Source organism: Snodgrassella sp. W8124 (assembly GCF_016100875.1).
Taxonomy (GTDB): Bacteria; Pseudomonadota; Gammaproteobacteria; order Burkholderiales; family Neisseriaceae; genus Snodgrassella; species Snodgrassella alvi.
In genome coordinates, this window is record NZ_JACFRP010000002.1 from 197,560 (window position 1) to 223,418 (window position 25,859).

Sequence of the window (25,859 nt, forward strand, 5' to 3'; positions counted from 1 at the left end):
AGCCTGGTTCCGCCCCTTAAAAAGCTAAAGAACCAGGAAACATAGACAAATAAACTAACTGATAGATAATGACCGGAATCAATGAGTCTGTACGGACATTATCTTAAATTTTTCAGGCAATCCTTTTTTTGCAACATTTCTTTATCCCCTTTCTACAATCAGATAATTGTAGCTATTAATACAAAAATATACTAAATGCAATAAATATAATATATTATAAAAACTAACTATCTCATTACTGATTATAATACTCAATTAACTTTGCTGTCAGGCTTGGCTGAGTAAATAATTACTTTTTTAGGGCGTTTCAGTTTATATCTGATAAATGAGCGTATATCAGAACCAAAGGTGTTGCTTTCACGCAAATTAATATGACAAAACTCTGGTAAAACCTGCTTATTGGTAATTGGAGCCATCGCTGGCGGAAACAGGCGTAACATATACGCTTCCAAATGGCGGCTTTCCGCCACAAAAATAGTCATAAACACTGCCTTTCCTGATTATTCTAATCAAACCGCTATGCGCTTCCAGACGCATCTGGCGGCAGAAGAATGGCAAGGCTGGAAGACCGTTAATCAGAACCGGCAGGCATAAAGCCTCCCTGCCATTGTCTACCATCGAAAAGATATGCCAATGACTTGGTGAACAGAATATGAAAAAACCATAATAAAAATATCAATGGTTTATCTGTCTGATAAAACAGCCTTCCAGAGCTGACCGTACTATTTAATACGGTATAGACATCATACTGGCGAGTAATTAAATTTGTCAAGAATGTGTTAATTAAATAATATAATCAATAGTTAATGTAATATTTTATTTTTTTATTGTAATCATTAAAAAAATTATTTAATAAAATATAACATATTATTTTGTATGTATATTTTACATATATATTCTATGTATGCTGATATATTATGATATTAACATTTTTATTAGTGCTGTATGGCTGTTATTTAAATTTGAACATGAATTAGCTTAATCCCGCATTAATTCTTTATTTTTTATAAATAATATATTTCAAAGCAGATTTGAAACAGTTTGCTGTCTTTCAAAAATGATCATTTAATGCAGTAGATATATTAATGATTTAGATACAGTTTTAATGCTATAGCTTTGAGTGAACCGTGATTTTATTAATGATAATGATGGAATTAAATTTGATTATGTTATATGTATTTCAAAACCGGAAAATCTAAGAATGAGCAAGGAGCCACGGTGTAGATAACCATGGCCTGCATACAATAGATACTGTTATTGACGATTACTCAGCCAGAGCATAAATTTCGTCCAGATTACGCCATTTACCTTCAGCATCCATGCCATACCCGAAAACATAACGATTGGGAACATCCAGTCCGACAAAATCAGCCATAATGGGCTTTTCTTTGCCAATCAGTTTGTTGGCAAAAACAGCTGTAGAACAGCTGGCTGCACCCATTTCCAGTATCTGTTTTTTTACGGCTGCCAGTGTATGCCCTTCATCCAAAATATCATCCAGTACCAGAATGTGGCGTCCGACTACCGCATTCTGCGGGGCACGCAGCCACTGATAATTACCACCTTTAAGTTTATCACCGTAGCGGGAAATATGGATGTAATCAAAATCCAGCGGAAAACGCAGTAATGGCAGTAATTTTCCGGTGAAAACAACTGCACCGCCCATCACCGGTAATACCAGCGGGTATTTATCACTTAATGCTGCAGTGATGTCCGCAGCCATTTGCTCCAGCCTGGTTTCACAGGTTCTGCGGTCAAACAAAAGATCTGCTTTATCCAGCATTGCCTGAGTTTCGTCGCGTCTGTCAGTTACATCAATTATGCTCATTGGTATTGTCCATGTGTATCCGGGTAAGTAAAACCGTATGTCACTATTAACTGACCACCAATATGCTCAGAATAGATGCAGGTAGTGTTGTCTACGGTTTAATTGAGTAAATTTGTGCTGCTCTGGTGATTTGGCAGCACTAAGACGAATGTGTTTTGATTGTTTAAACCAGAATATTAAAGGTAAATTATCCCAGAATTTTACTTGTAATATGCGAATTTTATGCCATTCCGGCCATTTCGGGCAGTCTGAGAACAAGCGAGTAAAATAACTGACTGGTTTATTAGAAAAATTTTCTGACAGCAAGAGATAAAGAAGCACCATTGCTGTTATGCAGAATTAATCTGTTAACTACAATGGTGCCAAATGGTTGAATTATACCGGATGCAGGTAATGAATCTGCTGATTACTGCTGCCGCGCCAGATTAATGCCGGATCTTTCAGTTCCTGTATGAATTTACCGTCGATAAGGGTGTTGATTTCATTTACAACCTGCATTTGTGCCGGTGATAATTCTGCCAGTGTGTAGCCTGTCCATAGCCAGATGTCTTTATGTTCGGTTTCCTGCCGTACCCGTCTGACCAGTTTCAGGATAGCATTCAGATTATGCGGGTGCAGCGGATCTCCGCCGGTGAGCGACAGCCCCTGACGCACAATACGTTTGTCGTTAAGGTCGCTGATAATCAGGTCTTCCATCTGCTGGTCAAATGGTTTACCGGAATCTGTCCGCCATGTGGTGGCGTTATAGCAGCCCCTGCATTTGTGCTCACAGCCGGCTACGAACAGTGTACAGCGGGTTCCGGGACCGTTGACAACATCAACCGGATAATACTGATGATAATTCATTCTTACAGTGCACCACATTGCTGACCAAGGTGTTTGACCCGTCGTTTAACTTCCTCTTGTTTGCCGGCATTAAACGGGCGGGAATCCGGACTGCCCAGATAACCGCATACACGTCTGGTAACGGATACCCGTGCAGGATCATGATTGCCGCATTTCGGGCAGACAAAACCTTTGCTGGTACAGGAAAACTCACCGCTGAATCCACAGTCGTAGCATTCATCGATCGGTGTATTGGTTCCGTAATAGGGAACATAACGGTAGCTGTAGTCCCACACGTCCTCTAATGCTTTAAGATTGTGCTGTAGATTCGGATATTCCCCGTAGCAGATAAAACCGCCACTGGCCATTTTCGGATAGGGTGCTTCAAAATCGATTTTATCGTAAGGATTAACCTTTTTCTCAACATCCAGATGGAAGCTGTTGGTGTAGTAACCTTTATCAGTCACACCATCGATAACCCCGAATTCGGCAGTATCAAGCCGGCAGAAGCGATCACACAGGTTTTCACTGGGTGTGCTGTACAGGCTGAAACCATAACCGGTTTCGGCTTTCCAGCGGTCGGCAGTGTCACGCAGTTTTTGTACGATAGCAATGGCTTTCTCGCGCAGGGTTTCGCTATCAAAAACATGTTTTTCGGTACCATACAGGGCATTAATGGTTTCGTGCAGACCGATATAGCCCAGTGAAATTGAGGCGCGGCCGTTTTTGAATATTTGAGCTACTGAATCATCAGCATTCAGACGTACCCCGCAGGCACCCTCCATATACAGAATCGGAGCCACTCTGGCTTTGACATTTTCAAAACGGGCAATGCGTGTCATCAGTGCTTTGCGGCACAGTTGCAGACGTTCATCCAGTAACTGCCAGAAGCGTGTTTCATCATATCTGGCTTCTATGGCGATACGGGGCAGATTCAGGCTGATAACCCCCAGATTGTTTCGTCCTTCATGGATTTGCTCACCGTTTTCTTCATAGACACCAAGGAAGCTGCGGCAGCCCATCGGGGTTTTGAAGGAACCGGTAACAGCGACAACCTGATCATAGTTAAGAATATCCGGATACATACGTTTGGAAGCACATTCCAGAGCCAGTTGTTTAATATCGTAGTTAATATCACCGGCTTTGTGGTTAATACCATCTCTTATGCTGAATACCAGTTTGGGAAAAACGGCTGTTTTGCCATTTTTACCAAGGCCTGCCAGACGATTGCGTAAAATAGCGGTTTGTATCAGCCGGCTTTCCCAGCTTGTGCCCAGACCAAAGCCAAAGGTTACAAAAGGAGTCTGACCATTGGCCGTATGCAGGGTATTGACTTCATATTCCAGTGACTGAAAGGCGTCATAACACTCTTTTTCAGTACGTGCACGTGCATAGTCGTTTGCATTGGCAATCTGCCATTCAGTTGCTACTGCCAGATGTTTGTTGTAGCTGGCACGAACAAAGGGAGCCAGTACTTCATCAATACGGTTGATGGTGCTGCCGCCATAAATATGGCTGGCTACCTGTGCAATGATCTGTGCGGTTACCGCAGTGGCAGTGGCAATTGATTTCGGCTGCTCGATTTCGGCATTACCCATTTTGAAGCCGTTAGTCAGCATGCCTTTCAGGTCAATCAGCATGCAGTTAAACATCGGGAAAAAAGGCGCATAATCCAGATCGTGGTAATGGATTTCACCCCGTTCATGTGCCAGTACCACATCGCGTGGCAGCAGGTGCTGTTGTGCATAGTGTTTGGCGACAATGCCGGCCAGTAAATCGCGCTGTGTCGGAATAACTTTACTGTCTTTGTTGGCGTTTTCATTGAGCAGACTAAAGTTGGTCTGTTCAACCAGACCCTGAATTTCACGATTTAGACGACTGCGTGATTCACGTGCCACATCTCGGGAATGGCGGTATTCAATATACGCACGGGCCAGCTCCTTGTACTGTCCGGCCATTAACTGGTCTTCAACAGCCTGCTGGATATCATGAATATCAATATATTCACGCTCGGCAAGATGACCGGCCACACTTTCTGCCACCTGATGGCAATAATCGATATCGTTAATCTGTACTGCTTTGGCTGCTTGTTGTATGGCTTCTTTGATGCGGGCTGTATCAAAAGGTATGTGACAACCATCTCTTTTAATTACAATGGGTTTCATGCTGATTATCCTTCTGCCACCTGTAATAACCGGCAGCAGTTACTGCATTGTTATTAAATAATAACAATTTATCTGATTACAGTGCTTATATGTAAAAAATACTATATTTAGTGTTTAAATGCTTTTGTTGCGCTTTTTTTTACTATATATGGGATTTGTATGATGAATAAAGCAGCATTTTTCACATTTATTTGATATAGCGCATCATTCATGGTTGACATGGCCATTTATTATAGATAAATCATTGGTTTATATTATTGAAAACAAAGTGTAAAAAATGGTCATTTCTTGCCTGCGACTGAAATACTGATGTCTGTAACCAACTTGTCTGAAATCTCTGTTAGAAGGTAACAGGTCTGAATTAGATTATTTTATTTTCAGTAATATGCTTATTGTCATTATCTGATGATTGCTATGCAAGTAGCCTAAGTTAAATCAGATGGGGATACTTATAATTGACAACCGGGTAAACAATACAGTCTGCCATCGGTAATGATAGTGAATCTATATAACAGATAAATTTGAGCATGGTAGGTGTCTGATAATTAGAGATAAAAGAAAAAACAAAAGTCCAAATCATATGAACTTCTATATTTATTGATTATTTCTTTATAACCTATTAATAGTCCAATATGCGACGACTTTGCCACAAATATGAATTTTATCCAAATCACCACGAGTAATTGTTTCCGAGGGATATCTTGATTGATTATCATTCATTACGCGATATTGACCATCAAATAATAATTGCAATCGTTTAATACTAAAACCATTATCAACGTAAAAAACATATATACCATCAGACATATAAAATTGAATTGTAGTATCAATAAATAGTAGGTCACCGTTCTTTAATGTGGGATTCATAGAATCACCTTTTGCTTTTATTATCGCAATTGATGTTAGGTTATTCCCTATATTTTCTTTCGCCCAAGCTTCAGGTATCTCAATTATCTGCTCTGCTTCCAGCGGCTCAATTTCAGTATTTTCAACATTTCTTTCTTCAATATCACTACAGACATTTAGATAATTTATTCTGATGTATCCATTTTTTGATTTACGGATCATCTTAGTATTGTCTGGTTCAATATATGGAAGTGGATATCCACATAAATTTGAGATTTTTACCATTACATCAAATGACACACCATTTTTATTAGTTTCCCATGCAGATACTGATGCCTTTCCCGATAAATTAAGTGCTAAAGCTAATTCTTCCTGACTTAAATCCGCATTCAAATGAGCTGATTTTACCCAATTACCAATATCAAACTTCATAAAAATACTCTAAAAAATCAGAGTATAGCTTTAATGTACTATTGTTGTGTCTTAAATATTGACTGATCTAATCCAATCTACAAAGAATGGACTAAAAAATAATGAGGACATAGGATTGAATAAAAATATTTTAGTTGTTGTAAGCACAGCAGGTGGACAAACTAATCAGATAGATGGATAAATAAATCTCGGAATAGATGCGATAAATTACTAAAAAACAGATAAAAAATAACAATCAGATAATGGCAGGATACCGGCAGCAGAATGCCCGTATTACCGGACATTCTCATGCACATAAAGTAGGCAAAATCAGGTGTTATTTTGCCGATAATCACCTGTTATGAAAAACTATTTGCTTTGCTGGTATAAAGGCAGAATCATGACCGGATAAGCAAAGATAAAAGGTATAAAAATAAGTGATTTATGAGCAGAATCGCAGAGACGCTTTGACTGCTACTGCGCCCATTTGCGACACAGAGCCAGAATATCTGCACCGAAATTTCTGATTTTACTTTCACCTAATCCATAAATATGGTTTAAATCAGCCAGTGTGGCCGGCGGATGCCGGACTAAATCCTGTAATGTCCGGTCGGCAAAAATGGTATAGGCTGGTACATTGTTTTTGCTGGCGCGTTCTTTACGCCAGTTGCGCAGCGTTTGCCACAAACGTTCTTCGCGTTCAGTACGCAGCCAGGTATCAGTATTGCGATTGTTGCGGGTTTTATCATGCTTCAATGGTCGCAGCCAGACCTGTTGCTGGTTTTTTAATACTGCCCGTGCCTGCTCAGTAAGCTGTAATGCCTGATTGGCTATATCAACATTCAGATACCCTGACGCAACGCATTGCCGTACCACTGTACGCCACTCTTTAACTGTTAATTCACTGCCTATACCGAAAGTAGATAAATGCTGGTGTCCGCAGCGTATTACCAGGTCTGTTTCGCGACCGCGCAAAACATCAATCACATGTCCGGTAGCAAAACGCTGTTTTACCCGATACACGCACGAAAGTAATTTTTGTGCCAGTACAGTGCCGTCAAATCTGCTGGGCGGATCAGTGCAGTTGTCGCAATGTCCGCAGGACTCACCTTCCTCTCCGAAATAACGCAGCAATAGCCGGCGGCGGCAGTCTGCAGTCTCACAAAAGGCCAGCATGGCATCGAGTTTTTGTAAATCAATGCGTTTTTGCGCTTCATCGCGCTCAGCAAGCTCAATCCGTTCGCGCAATAGTACCCAGTCATTCAGACCATAACACAACCAGCTGGTAGCAGGCAGGCCGTCACGGCCGGCACGCCCTGATTCCTGATAAAAATGTTCAATGCTGGCAGGCATATCAAGATGGGCAACAAAACGTACATCCGGTTTATCTATACCCATACCAAATGCTACTGTTGCTACAATAATAATGCCATCTTCCTGTGTGAAGCGGCGCTGATTCCGGCTGCGTATTTCCCAGTCCAGTCCGGCATGATAGGGCAGGGCGGTCAAACCGTTTTCGCTTAGAAAAGCAGCAATATCTTCCACACGCTTGCGTGACAGACAATACACAATACCATTCTCTCCGGACATCTGGCTGCGGATGAATTGTAATAACTGTTTCTTGCCGTTGTTTTTTTCAATAACCTGATAGTCAATATTCGGGCGGTTAAAGCTGGAAACAAATAATCGTGCGTCTGTTAAATCCAGATAGTGCTGAATATCTGCTCTGGTGACATTATCTGCTGTGGCGGTAAGGGCAATACGCGGAATACCGGCAAATTCGTCTGCCAGAATGCTCAGTTGCTGATATTCAGGGCGAAAATCATGTCCCCACTGGCTCACACAATGAGCCTCATCAATCGCAAACAGGCTAATACGGGTGTTGTGTAAAAACTGTAAAAAACGCGGCATAACCAGACGTTCCGGTGCTACATATAATAGCTTCAGATGCTCAGCCGCGATTTCATCAGCAATACGCTGTATCTCTTCACCACTGGTGCCTCCGTGTACACAGGCAGCAGAAATACCATTGACATTCAGAGCTGTAACCTGATCCTGCATCAGTGCGATCAGTGGTGAAATCACAATAGCGACACCATCGCGCATTAATGCCGGAATTTGATAACATAAAGACTTGCCCGCGCCGGTAGGCATCAGTACCAGTGCATTATGACCGCTGGCTACTGTGTCGATAATTTCTGCCTGTTGTCCGCGAAATTCCGGATAGCCGAAAACATCGTGTAAAATTTGCTCGGCATGGGTCACAAAACACCTGTTACATTTAATCTGAAACGGGTATTGTACTGCAATTTACCTTTATTTCCGACAGTTACCTGATGGCTGTTGCAAGGAATTAGCATGAAAATCATTTATTTCCGTCACCTGATAACCAGTTTGGCTGTTTGTGCTATTCTGGCTGCATGTACTACCACCAATGTTCCGAAAGCCAGCGGCAGCTGGGTTGAGCTTGGTGTATCCGCCAGTGGTAATATCCAGTATGCGCTTGATAGCGGCAGTATTAAACGCCAGGGTAATCTGGTTACTTTCCGCGATCGCAAAACCGTTATCGACCCTAAACAGCAATATTACAGTAACACACCGGCTTATAAAACCGCACTGAGTACAACACAGATTGACTGTAGTCGTAAAATATTCCAGGTACTTGATGTAGAGTTGCTGGATGCGCATGGCGAACTGATCCGTCAGGATCATTTCGGTGAAACAGACTTGCGCCCGATGGGTATTACCAGTGGTTCAGCTTCCGAACAGCAATATCAGCATGTATGTGCACATTAATTCTAATTAAGATTAATTCTGATTAAGAAAGTTAGCAGGCATGAAAGTAAAATATAGCTTGTGGTTGATTTTAGGTCTGGCGGTTACGGCATGGGCTGAATCTCCTGCCGATGTTGAATTACTCAGTGCTCAGAAAGCTTATCAGGCGGCACTGTCAGCACAAAGTGCCAGCCAGAGTAAAGCATTGCAATTGCAAACTCAGTTGCAATCAGCGCAGTTACAGCTGAAAAATGCACAGGATAATGTTACTCGTCTGCAAAATGATTTTAATCAGGCTGATGTTCAGCGCCAGCAGGCTGATGCTGCATTACAGGCAGCCGGTACCAGACTGGATGCCGCATGGCAGGGTGTGCACGGCCGTTAAAACAGACAGACTGCAATAACTGCCGGGGTGAAAAATCACTTTGCATTTTTACATGCCTGACAAATGGCAACAGCTCGCGTAAAATAGCACTATTTTGCTCAGGCATTGTTTCTTGAAAAAACAATGCTATGGAATCAACTGTTGTCAAATGAATTATCCGATTGAATACGATGTAATTGTGGTGGGCGGCGGACATGCCGGTACAGAGGCGGCTTTGGCCGCTGCGCGTATGGGTGCGCAAACATTATTACTTACCCACAATATCGAAACTCTGGGACAAATGTCGTGTAATCCGTCTATTGGCGGCATCGGCAAAGGTCATCTGGTGCGCGAACTGGATGCACTGGGCGGGGCAATGGCACTGGCTGCTGATTACGGAGGTATTCAATTTCGTCGCCTGAATGCATCAAAAGGACCGGCAGTACGTGCAACACGGGCACAGGCCGACCGCATTCTGTATAAAGCAGCTATCCGTTCCATGCTGGAGAATCAGCCGAACCTGCAATTATTTCAGCAGCAGGTAGAAGATATTGTTGTGGAACATGGCCGTGCTGTCGGAGTAATGACGGCAATGGGTGTTATATTCCGTAGTCGTGCAGTGGTGCTGACGGCTGGTACCTTTCTGGCTGGTAAAATTCATATTGGTCTCGAAAACTATGCCGGTGGCCGTGCCGGTGATCCGGCTGCCCAGCGTTTATCAGGCTGCCTGAAAGAACTGAATTTGCCGCAGGGACGTCTGAAAACCGGTACCCCGCCAAGAATTGATGGTCGCAGTATTGATTTCAGCCAGCTTAAAGAACAGCCGGGCGACAATCCGGCACCAGTATTTTCAGTACGTGGCAGCCGGGAGATACATCCGCAGCAGATTTCCTGCTGGATTACTCATACTAATAGTCACACCCACGATATTATCCGTAGCGGTTTCGACCGCAGCCCGATGTTTACCGGTAAGATTGAGGGAGTCGGTCCACGTTACTGTCCTTCTATAGAAGATAAAATCAATCGTTTTGCCGATAAAGAAAGCCATCAGATTTTTCTGGAACCTGAAGGGCTGAAAACACACGAATATTATCCGAACGGTATTTCTACCAGTCTGCCGTTTGATATTCAGTTAAAGCTGGTGCATTCAATGCCCGGATTGCAGAACGCACATATCCTGCGCCCCGGTTATGCCATTGAATATGATTACTTTGATCCGCGTAATCTCAAGGCCAGTCTCGAAACCAAAAATATAGCCGGACTGTTTTTTGCCGGACAGATTAACGGTACTACCGGTTATGAAGAAGCCGCCGCTCAGGGCTTACTTGCCGGAGCCAATGCTGTATTATATCTGCGTGAAGCTGAACCACTCGTATTGCAACGTGATCAGGCTTATTTAGGTGTACTGGTGGATGATCTGATTACTAAAGGCGTTACTGAGCCGTACCGCATGTTTACCAGCCGTGCCGAATACCGTCTGCAATTACGTGAAGACAATGCTGATATGCGTCTGACCGGTCTGGGACGAGCTGTTGGTCTGGTAAATGATGCGCAATGGCAAATATTTCAGCGAAAACAGGAAGCAGTTGAGCGCGAACTGCAACGCATGAGTCACACATGGTATACACCATTGAATCTGCCACTGAGTGATCAGCAGCGAGTGCTGGGTCAGCCTCTGAGTAAAGAATCCAGTTTGCTGGATATGCTGCGCCGGCCTAATGTTAGCTATGCTGACTTAATGACTTTACCTAATGCACAGCAAGAAGTACTTGAAGCCGATGCGGCTGAGCAGGTAGAAATTCAGGCTAAATATCAGGGTTATATTGAGCGGCAAAATGAAGAAATCAGCCACCGTCAGAATCTGGAAAAACTAAAATTACCGGCCAGCATTGATTACACACTGGTAAAAGGCCTTTCCGCAGAGGTACAACAAAAACTGAATCAATTTCGTCCCGAAACAGTTGGACAGGCTTCACGTATATCCGGTATCACACCGGCGGCAGTCGCATTACTGATGGTGCATCTGAAACGGGGTTTTGAGGGAGCAAAAAAATATGAATGACATGAAAACCATGTTGCAACAAGGTTTGCAGCAGATGAATATCGAACTGACTGTTCCGCAGCAATTACAATTACTGGCCTTCGTAGAGCTGTTGAAAAAATGGAATAGTACCTACAATCTGACTGCACTGCGCAATGATCAGGATGTTATCAGTCATCATATTCTCGACAGCCTCACTCTTTTGCCTTATGTAGAGCATGCCAGAGGCCTGATTGACGTAGGCAGCGGCGGTGGTATGCCGGGCATACCCGTAGCTATAGCACGCCCTGATTTGGCTGTCGCCCTGCTTGATGCTAACAGCAAAAAAACATCATTCCTGCAACAGGCAGTAATCGAGCTGGGCTTAAGTAATGTACAAGTTATAACGGCACGGGTAGAAGCCATGGTTGGTGAGCAGTTCGATGTCATTACCAGCAGGGCTTTTGCTGAATTGAATGATTTTGTTACCATCACTAAACAGCTGATGGCAAAAGGCGGTTACTGGGCGGCTATGAAGGGAGTTTATCCCTATGAAGAAATTGAACGGTTACCTGAAAATACAGAACTGATCCGGGTAGATAAACTCAGCGTACCGCATCTGGATGCAGAGCGGCATATGGTTCTGGTACGCAAGAAAGAAAGTGCATGAGTGCGCATATTATTGCAGTAGCCAACCAGAAAGGCGGGGTAGGTAAAACTACAACCGTAGTTAATCTGGCCGCTTCGCTGGTGGAAAAAAAGTCCAGAGTTCTGATAGTTGATCTCGACCCTCAGGGTAATGCCACGACTGGTAGTGGCATTAATAAAGCCAATGTAACCAGCGGAGTTTATGCTGTATTGCTTGGTAATGAAACTATTCAGCAGGCCATTACTTCTGCTCAGCATGGCGGTTTTGATGTTTTGCCTGCTAATCGTGCTCTGGCAGGTGCTGAGGTGGAGCTGGTGCAGGAGTTGGCGCGGGAAATGCGCCTGAAAAATGCACTGGCACAAGTGGCTGATCAGTACGATTACATTATTATTGACTGTCCGCCAACACTGACTTTATTAACCATTAATGGTCTGGTTGCAGCACAGCACATTATTGTACCCATGTTGTGTGAGTATTATGCACTGGAAGGTATTTCCGATCTGATTGCCACCGTGCGCAAAATCCGCCAGGCCATCAATCCGCAACTGGATATTTTAGGTATTGTCCGTACCCTGTACGACCCGCGCAGTTTGCTGGCAAAACAAGTGGACGAACAGCTGGGTACCCACTTTCCCGATAAGCTGTTCAGTACACCGATTCCGCGTAATATACGTCTGGCTGAAGCACCAAGCCATGGCATGCCGGCCTTGCAATATGATCCTCGTGCCACTGGTACCAGAGCCTATCTGGCACTTGCAGATGAAGTATTGCTGCGTACTAGTAAATAAGCAGTTAATAAGCATAAATTAAATGTATTTATGTAATAACAGCCTTTGCCACAATGTGGTGTTAATCCGGAAATTAAAGAGCAATACATGGTAAAAGCAAAAGGTTTGGGTGCAGGACTGGATGCCCTGCTTGGTTCCGGTAGCGATATTACCGGAGGGGATCGTTTAACAACAGTAGCAGTTACAGATATTATTCCCGGGCGTTATCAGCCACGAACCCAGATTGATGATGAAGGGTTACAGGAACTGGCTGATTCAATTCGTGCTCAGGGCGTTATTCAGCCAGTTATCGTACGTGAAATGGGGCTGCATCAGTACGAACTTATCGCTGGTGAGCGTCGCTGGCGTGCTGCTCAGCTTGCCGGGTTGCAGGAAATACCCGTAGTCATTAAAAGTATTACCGATGAAGCTGCGCTGGCAATGGGACTGATTGAAAATATTCAGCGGCAGAACCTGAATCCTATCGAAGAAGCCCAGGGGCTGAAACGTCTGGTAGATGAATTCGGTCTTACACATGATACAGTAGCCAAAGCAGTTGGCCGTAGCCGCAGCAGTATTTCTAACAGTCTCCGTTTACTTAATCTTCCTCAACCGGTTCAGGACCTGATGTATGGCCGTCAGCTGGAAATGGGACATGCCAGAGCTTTATTAACTTTGCCGGTTATCCAGCAAATTGACCTGGCACAGAAAGCAGTACAAAATGGCTGGTCAGTACGGGAAGTTGAGCGTCGCTGTCAGCAAATTCAGGCTAAACCGGAGGCTACCAAACGCCATCCGGCAGAAAAAAGCTGTGAAGTTCAACAAATAGAAGCGGCGCTTGAGCAGCGTTTTTCTGTGCCAGTGCAGGTACAAAGTAAAAATCAGCGCAGCGGCCGGATTATTCTACAGTTTGATAATCCGGAAACTTTAAGTCATTTATTACAGAAATTAGGACTAGAATAATTCCTGCAAACAGAAATTAACTGTGGCAAAATTGTTTAGTTGGGTTATCAGTTTAAGCAATATTGTAGAAATATATAGAAAAATTAATTAATTAGGTGTAGTTAATTTAACAAAATTTCACAAAATTACTTGACGATATTGTATTAGTTGATTATATTATTGCAGCTTACCGAAGTGTTTTTCAGGGTAACAGAATGAAGTGGATCATGTTTTGGCAAACAGTCATGTTGTTTGCCGCAGTTTGCGTGTCCGCATGGTTGTGGAATTATTCTGCTATCTGGTCAGCAGTATTAGGTGGGCTGAGTTACCTGATACCTACATTACTGGCGATATTAACTATTATTGCTGCAAAAAAATTACCGGCGCTATTACCTGCAACACTGTTAATGGCCGAGATTAGCAAAATTCTGATGATATGCCTGATGATGTTATTGGTGTATTTATGCTATTCCGCTGTTAACTGGTTTGCTTTCCTGACAGGACTAATACTGGTCAGTCAGGCTGGATTGTTCACATTTAGAAAAAGATTGTTATTATGAGCGGCACAGAGATGACTCCGGGCGAATATATTAGCCATCACTTAATTAATTACACCCAGAAATCACCAGATTATCAGACAAATATGGTTGATTTCTCATTTCTCAATCTGGATACACTATTCTTTTCCATTCTGACCGGTGTAATCGCTTCTGCTATCTTGTTTATAGCAGCCAGACGTATGAAAGCAGACGTGCCAACCCGTTTTCAGGCTGCAATTGAATTGCTAATTGAATTTGTTAGCGGTATCTGCAAAGATATGATTCATAACGAGAAATCTCGTAAGATTATTGCTCCTCTGGGGCTGACTGTATTCATGTGGATTCTCTTCATGAATATCATGGATTTATTGCCGGTGGATTTACTGCCATGGGCATGGCAGCATGCTACCGGTGATCATCATGCCTATTTGCGTGTGGTACCTACCGCCGATCTGAATACTACCATGGCCATGGCTATTTCAGTCTTGTTTTTATGTATTGTTTATAATATTAAAATCAAGGGACTGGGTGGCTGGATTCATGAATTATTCAGTGCGCCGTTCGGCAACAAAGTTTGGTTGTTTATCCCAAACTTTCTGATGAATATTATTGAGTTTTTCTCCAAAACCCTTTCACATGGTATGCGACTGTTCGGTAATATGTATGCCGGTGAAATTCTGTTTATGGTTATTGCCTTAATGGGTGGTGCATGGGGTATGTCCGGTGCCGCCGGTGTCAGTGATGTTGTGCTGTTTATCCTGCAGATAATTGCAGGTCTGGCATGGGCTATATTCCATATTCTGGTAATCGCCCTGCAGGCCTATCTCTTTATGGTACTGACTTTTGTTTATCTGGGTCAGGCTCACGATTCCCATTAAGGGTCAGTTTATTTGTTGTAGTATTCTCTTTTCTTTATATTTAAGGAGTTAAGTAAATGGGTGGTTTAATCGCTATCGCTTGTGGTCTGATGATTGGTATTTCTGCAATGGGTGCCTCTATCGGTATTGGTATGCTGGGTGCAAAATACATGGAATCTTCTGCCCGTCAGCCTGAATTAATGAACTCATTGCTGGGTAAATTCTTCATTATCATGGGTATGATTGATGCTGCGTTCATTATCTCCCTGGGCGTATCATTCTTATACTTTGCCAAAATTGGCGGCTGATAAACTTGGATTTGCTGGTTGTTAACTGTTTTAATTAATAAACACAAATTCTAAAGGTTTAATCGTGAATATCAATGCAACCCTAATTGCACAAGTACTCGTTTTTGTCATGTTTGTGCTATTTACGATGAAATTCGTATGGCCGCCCATTGTCAAAGTGCTTGATGCCCGTGCCGACAAAATTGCCGAAGGTTTGGCTGCTGCCGAACGCGGGAAAAACGATTTTGCTCAGGCGGAAAAACGTGTTGCTGATATCTTAGCCGAGGGTCGCAGTCAGGTCTCCGAAATGGTGGCCAATGCGGAAAAGCGTGCCGCGCAGATTGTTGAAGATGCCAAAACGCAGGCATCAGAAGAAGCTGCCCGTATCATGGCTCAGGCAAAAGCTGATGTTGAGCAGGAAGCCAACAGAGCCCGTGAAGCATTGCGTCAACAGGTAGCTGATTTGGTTGTTAAAGGTGCCGAATCTATCCTGCGCAGCGAAGTTAATCCTTCACGTCACGCTGATTTACTGGCGAACCTGAAACAGGAGCTGTAATCCCATGGCTGAGTTCGCAACCATAGCCAGACCATATGCAAAGGCATTATTCAGTCTGGCACAAGAACAGAATCAAATTGAGTCTTGGTTGGACGAACTGAAAACACTGGCTGAAATTATTCTGCAACCCAAAGTGCAGTTACTGATTGACGAGCCGGAATGCGAATACACAGAAAAGGCAAAACAAATCCTGTCATTAGTGGATTTTACGCCGGCTGATGAATTAAAAAATTTCATCTTTCTGTTAGCGCAGAACAAACGCTTAACAGTTTTGCCAGAAATTTATACGTTATTCCAAGACTATGCTTTGTCCCTAAACGACATAAAAGAGGCCACTGTATACACGGCTTATCCCATTGACGAACAACAATTTACACAAGTCGTTTTAGATATGGAAGCCCATTTCAAAAGCCGGTTGAAAGCGCGTCAGGTGGTTGCCCCGGAATTGATTGGTGGCGTAAAAGTAGAAGTTGGTGACCAAGTATTGGATTTGTCGGTGCAAGGCAGATTAAACAGCCTGCATACGGCATTGATGAATTAGGAGAGTTTTCATGCAGCTTAATCCTGCTGAAATTAGCGATTTGATTAAAGCTAAAATCGCAAACCTGAACGTTGATTCAGAATTACGTACCCGCGGTACTGTAATGTCTGTAACTGACGGGATTGTTCGCGTTCACGGCTTATCAGACGTGATGCAAGGTGAAATGCTCGAGTTTCCCGGCAATACATTTGGTCTCGCCATGAACCTGGAGCGCGATTCTGTAGGTGCCGTGATTCTGGGTGAATCAGAACATATTAAGGAAGGTGACGAAGTTACCTGTACCGGCCGAATTCTGGAAGTACCGGTTGGCCGTGAACTGATTGGTCGCGTAGTTGATGCACTTGGCCGCCCGATCGATGGCAAAGGTCCGATTAATACTACACATACTGCTCCGGTAGAAAAAATTGCTCCCGGGGTGATTGCGCGTCAGTCTGTAGATCAGCCAATGCAAACCGGTTTGAAAGCCATTGACTCAATGGTACCGATTGGTCGTGGTCAGCGTGAGCTGATTATTGGTGACCGTCAGACTGGTAAAACAGCCGTGGCACTTGATGCCATTGTTAACCAGAAAGATACCGGTGTTATCTGTATCTATGTTGCTATCGGTCAGAAAGCTTCTTCCATTGCCAGTGTAGTACGTAAACTGGAAGAACATGGTGCTATGGATCACACCATCATTATTGCTGCCACTGCATCAGAAGCAGCTGCACTGCAATATATTGCGCCATATGCCGGTTGCAGTATGGGTGAATATTTCCGTGATAACGGTGAAGATGCGCTGATTGTATACGATGACCTGTCTAAACAGGCTGTGGCGTATCGTCAGATTTCCCTGCTTTTGCGTCGTCCGCCAGGCCGTGAGGCTTATCCGGGTGATGTATTCTATCTGCATTCACGTTTGCTGGAACGCGCGTCCCGCATTAATGCACATGAGGTAGAAGAACTGACCAAAGGTGCCGTTAAAGGTAAAACCGGTTCTCTGACTGCTTTGCCAATTATTGAAACTCAGGCCGGTGACGTATCTGCATTCGTACCTACTAATGTAATTTCGATTACAGACGGTCAGATATTCCTGGAAACAGACCTGTTTAACTCTGGTATTCGTCCTGCTATCAATGCCGGTATTTCAGTATCCCGTGTAGGTGGTGCAGCACAGACTAAAGTCATTAAAAAGCTGGGCGGCGGTATTCGTCTGGCACTGGCACAGTACCGTGAACTGGCTGCATTCTCGCAGTTTGCTTCTGATCTGGATGAAGCTACCCGTAAACAGCTGCGTCATGGTGAAGTTGTGACGGAACTGATGAAACAGAAGCAGTTCAGTACACTGAGCACAGGTGAAATGGCGCTGACACTGTGGGCGATTAATAACGGCTCTTATGATGATGTGCCGGTATCAAAAGCATTGGCCTTTGAAGCAGAATTTTTAAGCTATGTGCGTACCCAGTGTCCGAATGTGTTACAGGACATTGATACAACCGGCGCTTTGAGCGATGATAATGCCAAAGCATTGGACAACGCCATGAAGACCTTCAAATCGTCTTACAGCTTTGCGTAAGCGTGTTATTGAAAGGAGTCTGAAATGGCAGTAGGAAAAGAGATTCTCACCAGAATTCGCAGTGTTCAGAATACTCAAAAGATCACTAAAGCGATGCAGATGGTGTCAACCTCTAAAATGCGGAAGACTCAGGAACGGATGCGTCAGGCGCGTCCGTATGCCGATAAAATTCGTCTGGTGATGAGCCATCTGGCACAAACCCATTCTACTCATAATGTACCTTTATTGCGCAGTAATAATGACAGCAAGCGTGTTGGCTTTATTGTTATTACCACAGATAAAGGCTTGTGCGGCGGATTGAATGCAAATATTTTAAAAGCATTCTTTCATAAGGTGCAGGAATGTGAGCAGAATGGTCTGGATGCAGAGATTGTGTGTCTGGGCGGTAAAGGGCTGGCAGCCTGTAACCGTGTGGGTCTGAATGTCATTGCCAGTGCTGTGGGTTTGGGTGATACACCCAAAGTAGCTACATTATTAGGTCCGTTAACGGAAATTTTCCAGCGCTATGCCGAAGGTAAACTGAATGCTATTTATCTGGTTTATGCCGGTTTTATCAATACTATGCGTCAGGAAGCACGTCTGGAAACCCTGTTGCCGATTGGTCAGAATGTTCTGGATGAAGTATCTGAAAGCAAAGAGTTCGGCTGGGAATATGTATACGAACCATCACCACAGCAGGTGCTGGAATTTTTAGTCCGCCGTTATTTAGAGTCTGTGGTTTATCAGGCCTTATCTGAAAATATGGCTGCCGAACAGGCTGCACGTATGGTAGCGATGAAAGCTGCTACTGATAATGCAAGCAATGCCATTAAAGAATTGCGTCTGATATATAACAAATCGCGTCAGGCAGCGATTACCACAGAGTTGTCAGAAATTGTGGCCGGTGCTGCTGCTGTTTAAGCAGAACAGGTCAAATAAACTTAGGATGCGATAATGAGCCAAGGCAAAATCGTACAAATCATTGGTGCGGTAGTGGACGTTGAATTTCCGCATGATACTATCCCCAATGTGTATGACGCTCTTAAACTGGTTGATACTGATTTAACTCTGGAAGTTGAACAGTTACTGGGTGATGGTATTGTACGTACCATTCCGATGGGTACTTCCGATGGTCTGAAACGCGGTATGGCCGTAATCAATACCGGTGCTCCGATTACCGTACCGGTAGGCACAGCGACTCTGGGCCGGATTATGGACGTTTTGGGTCACCCGGTAGATGAGGCAGGTGAAATCAAAACCGATACTACCCGTTCTATTCATCAGCAGGCACCGAAATTTGATGAACTTTCCAGCTCTACTGAATTGCTGGAAACCGGCATCAAGGTGATTGATTTGCTGTGCCCGTTTGCTAAAGGCGGTAAAGTTGGTCTGTTCGGTGGTGCCGGTGTGGGTAAAACCGTCAACATGATGGAACTGATTAATAATATTGCTAAAGCACACAGTGGTTTGTCTGTGTTTGCCGGCGTTGGTGAACGTACCCGTGAAGGTAACGACTTTTATCACGAGATGAAAGATTCCAACGTACTGGATAAAGTAGCGATGGTGTATGGTCAGATGAATGAGCCACCAGGTAACCGTCTGCGTGTGGCATTAACCGGGCTGACCATGGCGGAATATTTCCGTGATGAAAAAGATGAAAATGGTAAAGGTCGCGATGTATTGCTGTTCATCGATAACATTTACCGTTACACACTGGCCGGTACTGAAGTATCTGCATTATTAGGACGTATGCCGTCTGCTGTGGGTTATCAGCCGACACTGGCTGAAGAGATGGGACGCTTACAGGAGCGTATTGCTTCCACTAAAACTGGTTCTATCACGTCTATTCAGGCCGTATATGTACCTGCGGATGACTTGACTGACCCGTCTCCGGCTACTACTTTTGCCCACTTGGATGCTACAGTCGTGCTGAGCCGTGATATTGCCTCTTTAGGTATTTATCCTGCTGTAGATCCGCTGGATTCCACTTCCCGTCAGCTTGATCCTGCTGTAATCGGTCAGGAACATTATGATGTTGCACGCGGTGTACAGACTACTCTGCAAAAATACAAAGAATTAAACGATATTATTGCAATTCTGGGTATGGATGAATTGTCTGATGAAGACAAGCTGACTGTAAACCGTGCGCGTAAAATTCAGCGCTTTTTGTCACAGCCTTTCCACGTAGCGGAAGTATTTACCGGTGCGCCGGGTAAATATGTATCTCTGCGTGATACTATTGCCGGCTTTAAGGCTATTCTGAGCGGTGAATATGATCACTTGCCGGAACAGGCTTTCTACATGGTAGGCAATATCGAAGAAGCTGCTGAAAAAGCGAAAACCCTAAACTAAGGAGCACTTGATGAGTACCATGCAAGTGGAAGTGGTGAGTAATGAAGAAAGCATCTACTCCGGAGAAGCGAGTTTTGTAGTCGTGCCTACTCTGGAAGGTGAGCTTGGTATTTTTCCTCGCCATGAACCCATTATGAGCCTGGTGCGTCCTGGTGCCCTGCGTTTGACAGTGCCTGGCCAGAAAGAAGAAATTCTGGTAGCCGTATCAGGTGGTGTCCTGGAAGTACAGCCGGATAAGCTTACGCTGTTGGCGGACGTGGCCGTTCGCAGTGAAGAAATGGATCAGCAGCGTGCCGAAGAGGCTAAAAAAGCAGCAGAATCAGGTATACATGAAGCCAAAGATGATGTTTCTCTGGTAAAAGCACATGTGGCTTTAGCTGCGGCAATTGCCCAACTGAAAACGCTGGACTATTTGCGCACGCATCGAAAATAAACAACTTTGATGGCAATCAATCTATAACTATCTGATTGCCTGACTGAGATGTTGAAAAGCCCGGACAATTTGTCCGGGCTTTTTATATCTGCACAGATTCAATCGAATGTTATCAACAATGAATTCATTAGATATACATCATTTAGTTGTTTAATGGTATCTGATTATGCTGAATATTTTATTGCATACAGGCAACTATGCTATATATGAAGAAAAAATATAAATGATCGTGATTCACTCCGTATCAGCTCACGTAATAAGAGTGTAATATCGGCTCAAACAGATGAATATTACACTCTTGTTGGTAAATCACATTTAACTTCTATGCTTGTTTAGTCGGATAAATAGTTAATTCACTAATATTGGTATCTTCAGGTTGTTCAATAGCAAAATTTACTACGCGCGCAATGGCGTCAGGGCTGATGCCTACCTGTTTATAGAGTTCAGTCATACTTTGTAAAACAGCAGTATCGGTAATGCTTTGTAAAAGCTCGGTATTGATTGCAGCCGGATATAGGGTAGTGGTGCGAATATTGGTTTGTTCGGTTGCACTTTCCTGCCGGATCACTTCCATCAGATTGCGTACAGCAAATTTGGTGGCTCCATAAACACCACAACCCATAAAGCTTTTGATACCGGCTATAGAAGAGGTGGTAATAATATGTCCCGATTTTTGTTTAGTAAAAATCGGCATCACTGCAGCTATACCGTTTAGCACACCTTTCAGATTAATATCAATCATGTCATTCCACTGCTGAGTTTGAACGGCACTGATTGGTGAGTTAGGCATGATTCCGGCGTTATTGAATATCACATCAACGCCCTGAAAATGTTTTTGTGCCAGTTCGACCAGTGTCTGCAGTTGTTCCGGCTGGCGCACATCTGTAACCTGATAAACTGCCTGACCGCCAGATTGAGTAATTTCCTGTTGCAATAATTGCAGTTGCTGTTCACGGCGTGCTGCCAGAACAACTTTAGCTCCGTTCCGAGCCAGTAAGCGGGCTGTTGCCGCACCAATACCGGATGATGCACCGGTAATAATAACAACCTTATTCTGAACACTCATATTTATTCCTTTGCAGATTGTAAAATTGAACATTACCGGCAGAAAATTTAATAAACCGGCATTTACTGTCTTCAAACAAATCAGAATAGTTTGCAAATAAGTCTATAATCTGACAATTAATTTGTTTGATATGATGATTATTGCACAGATTACTTTTTAGTATCGTGATATATTTCTTTAGCCAGATTAAATGCTGACCATGCTTTGGGCCAGCCAACATAAAAAGCCAGATGAGTGATAATCTCAACGATTTCAGTTTCAGTAATACCGTTTTGTCGTCCGATGTTTAAATGCGGCCGTAACTGCTCAAAGTTACCGGCACTGATCAGTGCGGCAATAGTAATCATGCTGCGCTGATGTGCCGGTAATTGCTGTTCGCGAGACCACACCTCTCCAAAAAGTACTTCATCATTAAAATGTGCAAACAAGGGGGCAAAATCACCTAATAAATCATGGCCTGCTGTCTGTTTTTTCATGGTTTTCTCCTATAGATTAAAAAAGATAAGTTAAAGATTGTTGTAATCAATGCTGTCTACCGGTTCCAGCCATTCACTTTGACCTTTAGTAATGGCTATATGGCTGAACCAGCTGTCTTTAGTGGCACCATGCCAGTGTTTGACTCCGGCATGAATGACTACCGAATCCCCAGGATTTAACAGTCGCGCTGGTTTATCTGCTTCCTGATACCAGCCTTGTCCTGCTGTAACAAGCAGAATCTGATAGCCATGCAGATGTTTGTGCCAGTGATTATGGCAGCCCGGCTCAAAAGTAACATTGCTAACATCGACATCTATTTGTTCATCGATAGCGGCTAAATTAGATAAATAGCTTTGGCCGATAAAATATTGTGCATAATTAATATTAATCTTGCCTTGCGGAAAGATCTGTTTGAATGCTGTAGACATGGCTTACTCCTGTTGTTATCAGTATTTGAGTATAAAACTTAAAGTTAACTTTAACTCAAGAGTTATTTTGTATTGAACCAGAACCATCAACTTTAGATATAGTTTTTATTATGCAAAGATTAAAGTTAAAAGATTGTAGATTCAGTTTTAAAAGTATAGCAGTTGTTTCAAGAATATCTGTCTTCATCATAGATATAACGAAAAATATGCTTTTTAAATATATTTAGTGCCTCGAATTTCTTATTTTTTGAGATTTTGTCTACTATCTTTTTTGACCGTTCGGACTGATTTATTATATTGATAGGTTTGCTCAATCTTTTACTCAAAAGGCGTAGTATTCGATTTTTGAAGCAGTTGTAAGGTTTTTTTTAAATCCAAACCATGTAAATCCCATTTATCATTAAATGGAAAAGTTATATGAGAAGCCGGATTATCAATTAATAAGTATTTAGCAAACGGATAAACATATATAAATCCCACATCATAATCACTACTTGGTAAAGGAAATCCCTAAGTGAGGCTGCCAGATTCGCAGGCAAAATGATTCTGATATTATTTTGCTGCTCTAATGCAGTCAGTTCTGTTTAATACGGTTTTTAACATATCTGTTAATTAATTTTTATAAAGATTGTTTTAATAATAAGGCTATTAATCATTGTCTTAAGTTAATAATGTGATGATTCTGTGTTTAATTTTGTCATCAGGTTCAATAATTGCCAGTTCTTGGATTGCGGTTTTGATTCTTTCTGACCAAGATGATCGATCCCAGGCTTCTATAGTATTTAATGCTATATTGCGGTTTTGTATTACCGGGCTATTCAAGCCGATTAATATTAAGTCTTCTCCAACACCGGGAAAATGATTGAGTTCTTGTAAAATCAAATCTAATAAATTATGTGTGTCAATTTCTGTTTCATATTCATGGATTAATGCAGGACCTGTTGCGATTTTAGAAAAATCATATTGTTGATTAGCTAATTGAATAACTTGCTTTATTCTAGGTAATGAATCACTTAGTAGTAAATAAGGCCACTGATCGCTATGATAATTTTTTTGATGTTCAAAACGTGCTTCCCATGCATCAAAGCCATATTGTGTATAAAGGTTTGCAGCCAGCTGAAATTGTTGCGTATTATTAGTTGTCAGCGTATTTTTAAGCAAGTCTAACCATTTATCCTGCTTAATAACCTCATTTGCTTTGTTGATTATTTGATTTTTGATTTGCGTATCCCAGTTAGGATAATAATCGTTTACTTTATTAACCACAAAATCGTGTAATAACCAAACGGTTCATAATATTTTCAGATCCGTTAAATTTGGTAGATTGAGTAAATGAGTTAAATAATTTAGACAGACTTTAGCACCAGCAGCATAGTTATGCATATCCTGGGTGGGTCCGCCGTTTATCAGCGCTTCAATAATTTCACTTGTGGAGCTGATTAATTCACTATCAATGGTTTCAAGCGCTAAAGCTTTATCTAATTCACCTGACATTGCACAGGTATAAGCAAGATATTCATTCATCAAACTATTTCGATAGCCGGATATTAGTAACCAGTCTTTTGTTGATGATGATAAGGGATATGTTGCTAAACGATAAATGATATGGATACGTCCCCAGCCATCAATTTTTTTTGCTAATGTCAGCAAGGCATTTTCAATATCGGTTTCAGATGATAGTGTATTTTGTAATGCGCCAGCAGAATATAATGAAAATTCTTCATGCATACCAAATAACAAAAATAATTCTGTTTGTTCGGTAGTAAAACATCCTAATATCGCAATACTGAATTTAATGATTTCACGATCCGGACTATTAAGTGCTAGCCAATAAATAAATTCGTATAATTTATCAAAATCAATAATGAGTTTAGGTATTTCCTCAGTTAAATCTTCAATATAACTTAAGGTTCGTCCTGTTTGGACTAGGGTGTAAAGTGTTTCGATATCTGATTGATTAGGTTGCGCAGTTATTTTGGTGAGTAATGCTAAAATTTTTTCTACGTAACTTTGTTCTGCAGAGGCGCTATGATAATTTGTAATTCCATCCCTCATTCCTGCTATCCGTTTTATTTTTCTACTATCTAAAGAGTGATCAGGCAGAACTTTGGCCGTTTCGGGAAGTTTATCCGCGTTTTGATAAGGGAGTAAAAACTGATAAATACTGGTTTTATGGTTATCCCATACCAATGGAAAGTGTTGGCAATTAATATTATTCAGGTATTCCATTATTTTTCAGATTTTTAATATTTTAGAGTTTTATGTATGGTGTTAATCTCTGGTAAAAATTAAGTACGGTTACCAGTACTGTCTGATTTTGCTGTGGTGGTTTGATTATACCTTAGCAATATATTAAGCATATGCTTTCCTGTATTATTATCTGAATATCTATTTTAAATTATATTTTTTATTCATTATCAAAGTTTTATTACTATTTTTATACAGATTGATTCTTTATTTTACGCATTAAAAGGGTTAGGCAGGCAAGTTATTGCTCAGTCTGTTTGTTTTGCCTGATTTGCTATTACTTAGTTTTTAATATGAAATGATATTTTAAGTTGTTTGAGCTTTATTTTAGTGATGGGAATAAGAATGACAGAGTCACAACAATACAGTATCCGTGCTTTTGCGGATATATTCGGATTAACGCCGGCAACTGTCCGGTATTATGAAAGTCTTGGGCTGATTTCTCCGCAGCGCTCTGTCAATCAGCGTCGTTTCTATACCGAAAAGGACGTTGATTGGATGCGTTTTATTTTGCATCTGAAAAATACCGGTATGAGTATGGAACAGCTTCAGCAGTATGTGTTGCTGCGCAGTCAGGGGGATATAACTATTGCTGAGCGGCTGGAGTTGTTGTTACAGACTCGTGATAATTTTTTGCAACAGCAGGCAAAACTGCAAAAACATCTGCAGATTTTGAATGACAAGATTGAATGGTATCAGCGACGGCAGCAGGGTCTTTTATCTGAACAGGTGAGTTTTGCTGAATATTTAATCAGCAACGGCCATAGTCTGTAATGCTGTGCTCTGTCGTCTGGTTTAAGTGCAGGCTGTACTGTAAACTGAAATTCGGATGTGTTCGGATAAGCTAATTTTTATTTATATTTAGTAATCAAATAACCAAGGGGAATAAAATGAAAAAATACTGATTATTGTAGTGCATCCTGATATTGAACATTCTTTAGTTAATAAAC

At 42.3% G+C, this 25,859-nt stretch carries 28 protein-coding genes and 1 pseudogene; 16 read left to right on the forward strand and 13 right to left on the reverse strand.

The features are described 5' to 3' along the window. Positions 1–251: 251 nt before the first annotated feature. The 7 genes from H3U73_RS08825 to recQ all read right to left on the reverse strand — a co-directional run bounded on the left by H3U73_RS08825 (position 252) and on the right by recQ (position 8,340). The gene (locus H3U73_RS08825; RefSeq protein ID WP_025331640.1) at positions 252–482 is read right to left on the reverse strand and encodes a hypothetical protein; all 231 of its coding nucleotides are present in this window, start codon (positions 480–482) and stop codon (positions 252–254) included. An 89-nt stretch (positions 483–571) separates the two neighbouring features. Further along, a complete protein-coding gene (locus H3U73_RS08830) occupies positions 572–772 on the reverse strand; it encodes a hypothetical protein (RefSeq protein WP_198190405.1) in 201 nt (66 codons plus the stop codon). Between the two features lie 492 nt (positions 773–1,264). After that, positions 1,265–1,822 (reverse strand): hypoxanthine-guanine phosphoribosyltransferase, encoded by a 558-nt coding sequence (locus tag H3U73_RS08835; protein ID WP_198190447.1) that lies wholly within the window; start codon positions 1,820–1,822, stop codon positions 1,265–1,267. Between the two features lie 381 nt (positions 1,823–2,203). Continuing rightward, positions 2,204–2,674, reverse strand: coding sequence for an anaerobic ribonucleoside-triphosphate reductase-activating protein (gene nrdG / locus H3U73_RS08840; protein ID WP_025331637.1), 471 nt, complete (start codon positions 2,672–2,674; stop codon positions 2,204–2,206). A gap of 2 nt (positions 2,675–2,676) precedes the next feature. After that, complete coding sequence (gene nrdD / locus H3U73_RS08845; RefSeq protein ID WP_198190406.1) at positions 2,677–4,818, reverse strand: anaerobic ribonucleoside-triphosphate reductase; 2,142 nt, start codon at positions 4,816–4,818, stop codon at positions 2,677–2,679. 609 nt (positions 4,819–5,427) lie between these two features. Beyond that, positions 5,428–6,096 carry a LexA family transcriptional regulator gene (locus H3U73_RS08850; protein WP_198190407.1) on the reverse strand — a complete coding sequence of 223 codons (669 nt, stop codon included), beginning with the start codon at positions 6,094–6,096 and terminating at the stop codon, positions 5,428–5,430. A gap of 453 nt (positions 6,097–6,549) precedes the next feature. After that, positions 6,550–8,340: a DNA helicase RecQ gene (gene recQ, locus H3U73_RS08855; RefSeq protein ID WP_037394741.1), complete on the reverse strand. Its 1,791-nt coding sequence runs from the start codon at positions 8,338–8,340 to the stop codon at positions 6,550–6,552. A 93-nt stretch (positions 8,341–8,433) separates the two neighbouring features. Here recQ and H3U73_RS08860 point away from each other — a divergent pair, with 93 nt between their 5' ends. The 15 genes from H3U73_RS08860 to H3U73_RS08930 all read left to right on the forward strand — a co-directional run bounded on the left by H3U73_RS08860 (position 8,434) and on the right by H3U73_RS08930 (position 20,691). After that, positions 8,434–8,871 carry a surface-adhesin E family protein gene (locus H3U73_RS08860; protein ID WP_198186551.1) on the forward strand — a complete coding sequence of 146 codons (438 nt, stop codon included), beginning with the start codon at positions 8,434–8,436 and terminating at the stop codon, positions 8,869–8,871. Positions 8,872–8,911: 40 nt separating this feature from the next. Continuing rightward, entirely contained in the window at positions 8,912–9,235 is a 324-nt protein-coding gene (locus H3U73_RS08865; protein WP_025331633.1) for a hypothetical protein, read from the forward strand. A 148-nt stretch (positions 9,236–9,383) separates the two neighbouring features. Beyond that, positions 9,384–11,276 (forward strand): tRNA uridine-5-carboxymethylaminomethyl(34) synthesis enzyme MnmG, encoded by a 1,893-nt coding sequence (gene mnmG / locus H3U73_RS08870; RefSeq protein WP_025331632.1) that lies wholly within the window; start codon positions 9,384–9,386, stop codon positions 11,274–11,276. Beyond that, positions 11,269–11,904, forward strand: a complete 636-nt coding sequence (gene rsmG, locus H3U73_RS08875; RefSeq protein WP_025331631.1) for a 16S rRNA (guanine(527)-N(7))-methyltransferase RsmG — start codon at positions 11,269–11,271, stop codon at positions 11,902–11,904. Before mnmG ends, rsmG begins: the two co-directional genes overlap by 8 nt. Continuing rightward, a complete protein-coding gene (locus H3U73_RS08880; protein WP_025331630.1) occupies positions 11,901–12,671 on the forward strand; it encodes a ParA family protein in 771 nt (256 codons plus the stop codon). The genes rsmG and H3U73_RS08880 overlap by 4 nt, the downstream gene beginning before the upstream one ends. Positions 12,672–12,758: 87 nt before the next feature. Beyond that, positions 12,759–13,613, forward strand: a complete 855-nt coding sequence (locus H3U73_RS08885) for a ParB/RepB/Spo0J family partition protein (RefSeq protein ID WP_198190408.1) — start codon at positions 12,759–12,761, stop codon at positions 13,611–13,613. Between the two features lie 206 nt (positions 13,614–13,819). Next, positions 13,820–14,152 carry an ATP synthase subunit I gene (locus tag H3U73_RS08890; RefSeq protein WP_171991531.1) on the forward strand — a complete coding sequence of 111 codons (333 nt, stop codon included), beginning with the start codon at positions 13,820–13,822 and terminating at the stop codon, positions 14,150–14,152. After that, on the forward strand, positions 14,149–15,009 hold the full coding sequence (gene atpB, locus H3U73_RS08895) for a F0F1 ATP synthase subunit A (RefSeq protein WP_025331628.1): 861 nt from the start codon (positions 14,149–14,151) through the stop codon (positions 15,007–15,009). Before H3U73_RS08890 ends, atpB begins: the two co-directional genes overlap by 4 nt. Positions 15,010–15,065: 56 nt before the next feature. Then, a complete protein-coding gene (gene atpE / locus H3U73_RS08900) occupies positions 15,066–15,296 on the forward strand; it encodes a F0F1 ATP synthase subunit C (RefSeq protein ID WP_025331627.1) in 231 nt (76 codons plus the stop codon). Positions 15,297–15,360: 64 nt separating this feature from the next. Next, complete coding sequence (locus tag H3U73_RS08905; RefSeq protein WP_025331626.1) at positions 15,361–15,831, forward strand: F0F1 ATP synthase subunit B; 471 nt, start codon at positions 15,361–15,363, stop codon at positions 15,829–15,831. Between the two features lie 4 nt (positions 15,832–15,835). After that, positions 15,836–16,372 carry a F0F1 ATP synthase subunit delta gene (locus tag H3U73_RS08910; RefSeq protein ID WP_078475494.1) on the forward strand — a complete coding sequence of 179 codons (537 nt, stop codon included), beginning with the start codon at positions 15,836–15,838 and terminating at the stop codon, positions 16,370–16,372. Between the two features lie 10 nt (positions 16,373–16,382). Beyond that, on the forward strand, positions 16,383–17,927 hold the full coding sequence (gene atpA / locus H3U73_RS08915; protein ID WP_025331624.1) for a F0F1 ATP synthase subunit alpha: 1,545 nt from the start codon (positions 16,383–16,385) through the stop codon (positions 17,925–17,927). Between the two features lie 24 nt (positions 17,928–17,951). Then, positions 17,952–18,827 carry a F0F1 ATP synthase subunit gamma gene (gene atpG / locus H3U73_RS08920; protein WP_198190409.1) on the forward strand — a complete coding sequence of 292 codons (876 nt, stop codon included), beginning with the start codon at positions 17,952–17,954 and terminating at the stop codon, positions 18,825–18,827. A 33-nt stretch (positions 18,828–18,860) separates the two neighbouring features. After that, complete coding sequence (atpD, locus tag H3U73_RS08925; protein WP_025331622.1) at positions 18,861–20,258, forward strand: F0F1 ATP synthase subunit beta; 1,398 nt, start codon at positions 18,861–18,863, stop codon at positions 20,256–20,258. 10 nt (positions 20,259–20,268) lie between these two features. Then, complete coding sequence (locus H3U73_RS08930; protein WP_025331621.1) at positions 20,269–20,691, forward strand: F0F1 ATP synthase subunit epsilon; 423 nt, start codon at positions 20,269–20,271, stop codon at positions 20,689–20,691. Positions 20,692–21,013: 322 nt separating this feature from the next. On the opposite strand, the gene H3U73_RS08935 is transcribed toward H3U73_RS08930, so the two are convergent. From H3U73_RS08935 to H3U73_RS08960, 6 genes and pseudogenes are all read right to left on the reverse strand, one after another. Further along, positions 21,014–21,757 (reverse strand): SDR family oxidoreductase, encoded by a 744-nt coding sequence (locus H3U73_RS08935; protein ID WP_084565262.1) that lies wholly within the window; start codon positions 21,755–21,757, stop codon positions 21,014–21,016. Positions 21,758–21,906: 149 nt separating this feature from the next. Beyond that, positions 21,907–22,233 carry a carboxymuconolactone decarboxylase family protein gene (locus H3U73_RS08940; RefSeq protein WP_025331619.1) on the reverse strand — a complete coding sequence of 109 codons (327 nt, stop codon included), beginning with the start codon at positions 22,231–22,233 and terminating at the stop codon, positions 21,907–21,909. A gap of 30 nt (positions 22,234–22,263) precedes the next feature. Next, a complete protein-coding gene (locus tag H3U73_RS08945; RefSeq protein WP_025331618.1) occupies positions 22,264–22,662 on the reverse strand; it encodes a cupin domain-containing protein in 399 nt (132 codons plus the stop codon). 318 nt (positions 22,663–22,980) lie between these two features. Then, a pseudogene (locus H3U73_RS10845) lies at positions 22,981–23,160 on the reverse strand (DNA polymerase beta superfamily protein); the annotation flags it as partial. 162 nt (positions 23,161–23,322) lie between these two features. Then, a complete protein-coding gene (locus tag H3U73_RS08955) occupies positions 23,323–23,928 on the reverse strand; it encodes a hypothetical protein (protein WP_198190410.1) in 606 nt (201 codons plus the stop codon). A 24-nt stretch (positions 23,929–23,952) separates the two neighbouring features. After that, the gene (locus tag H3U73_RS08960) at positions 23,953–24,891 is read right to left on the reverse strand and encodes a hypothetical protein (RefSeq protein WP_198190411.1); all 939 of its coding nucleotides are present in this window, start codon (positions 24,889–24,891) and stop codon (positions 23,953–23,955) included. Between the two features lie 363 nt (positions 24,892–25,254). On the opposite strand from H3U73_RS08960, the gene H3U73_RS08965 reads away from it, so the two are divergent. Then, positions 25,255–25,683, forward strand: coding sequence for a MerR family transcriptional regulator (locus H3U73_RS08965; protein WP_198190412.1), 429 nt, complete (start codon positions 25,255–25,257; stop codon positions 25,681–25,683). Positions 25,684–25,859 lie beyond the last annotated feature (176 nt).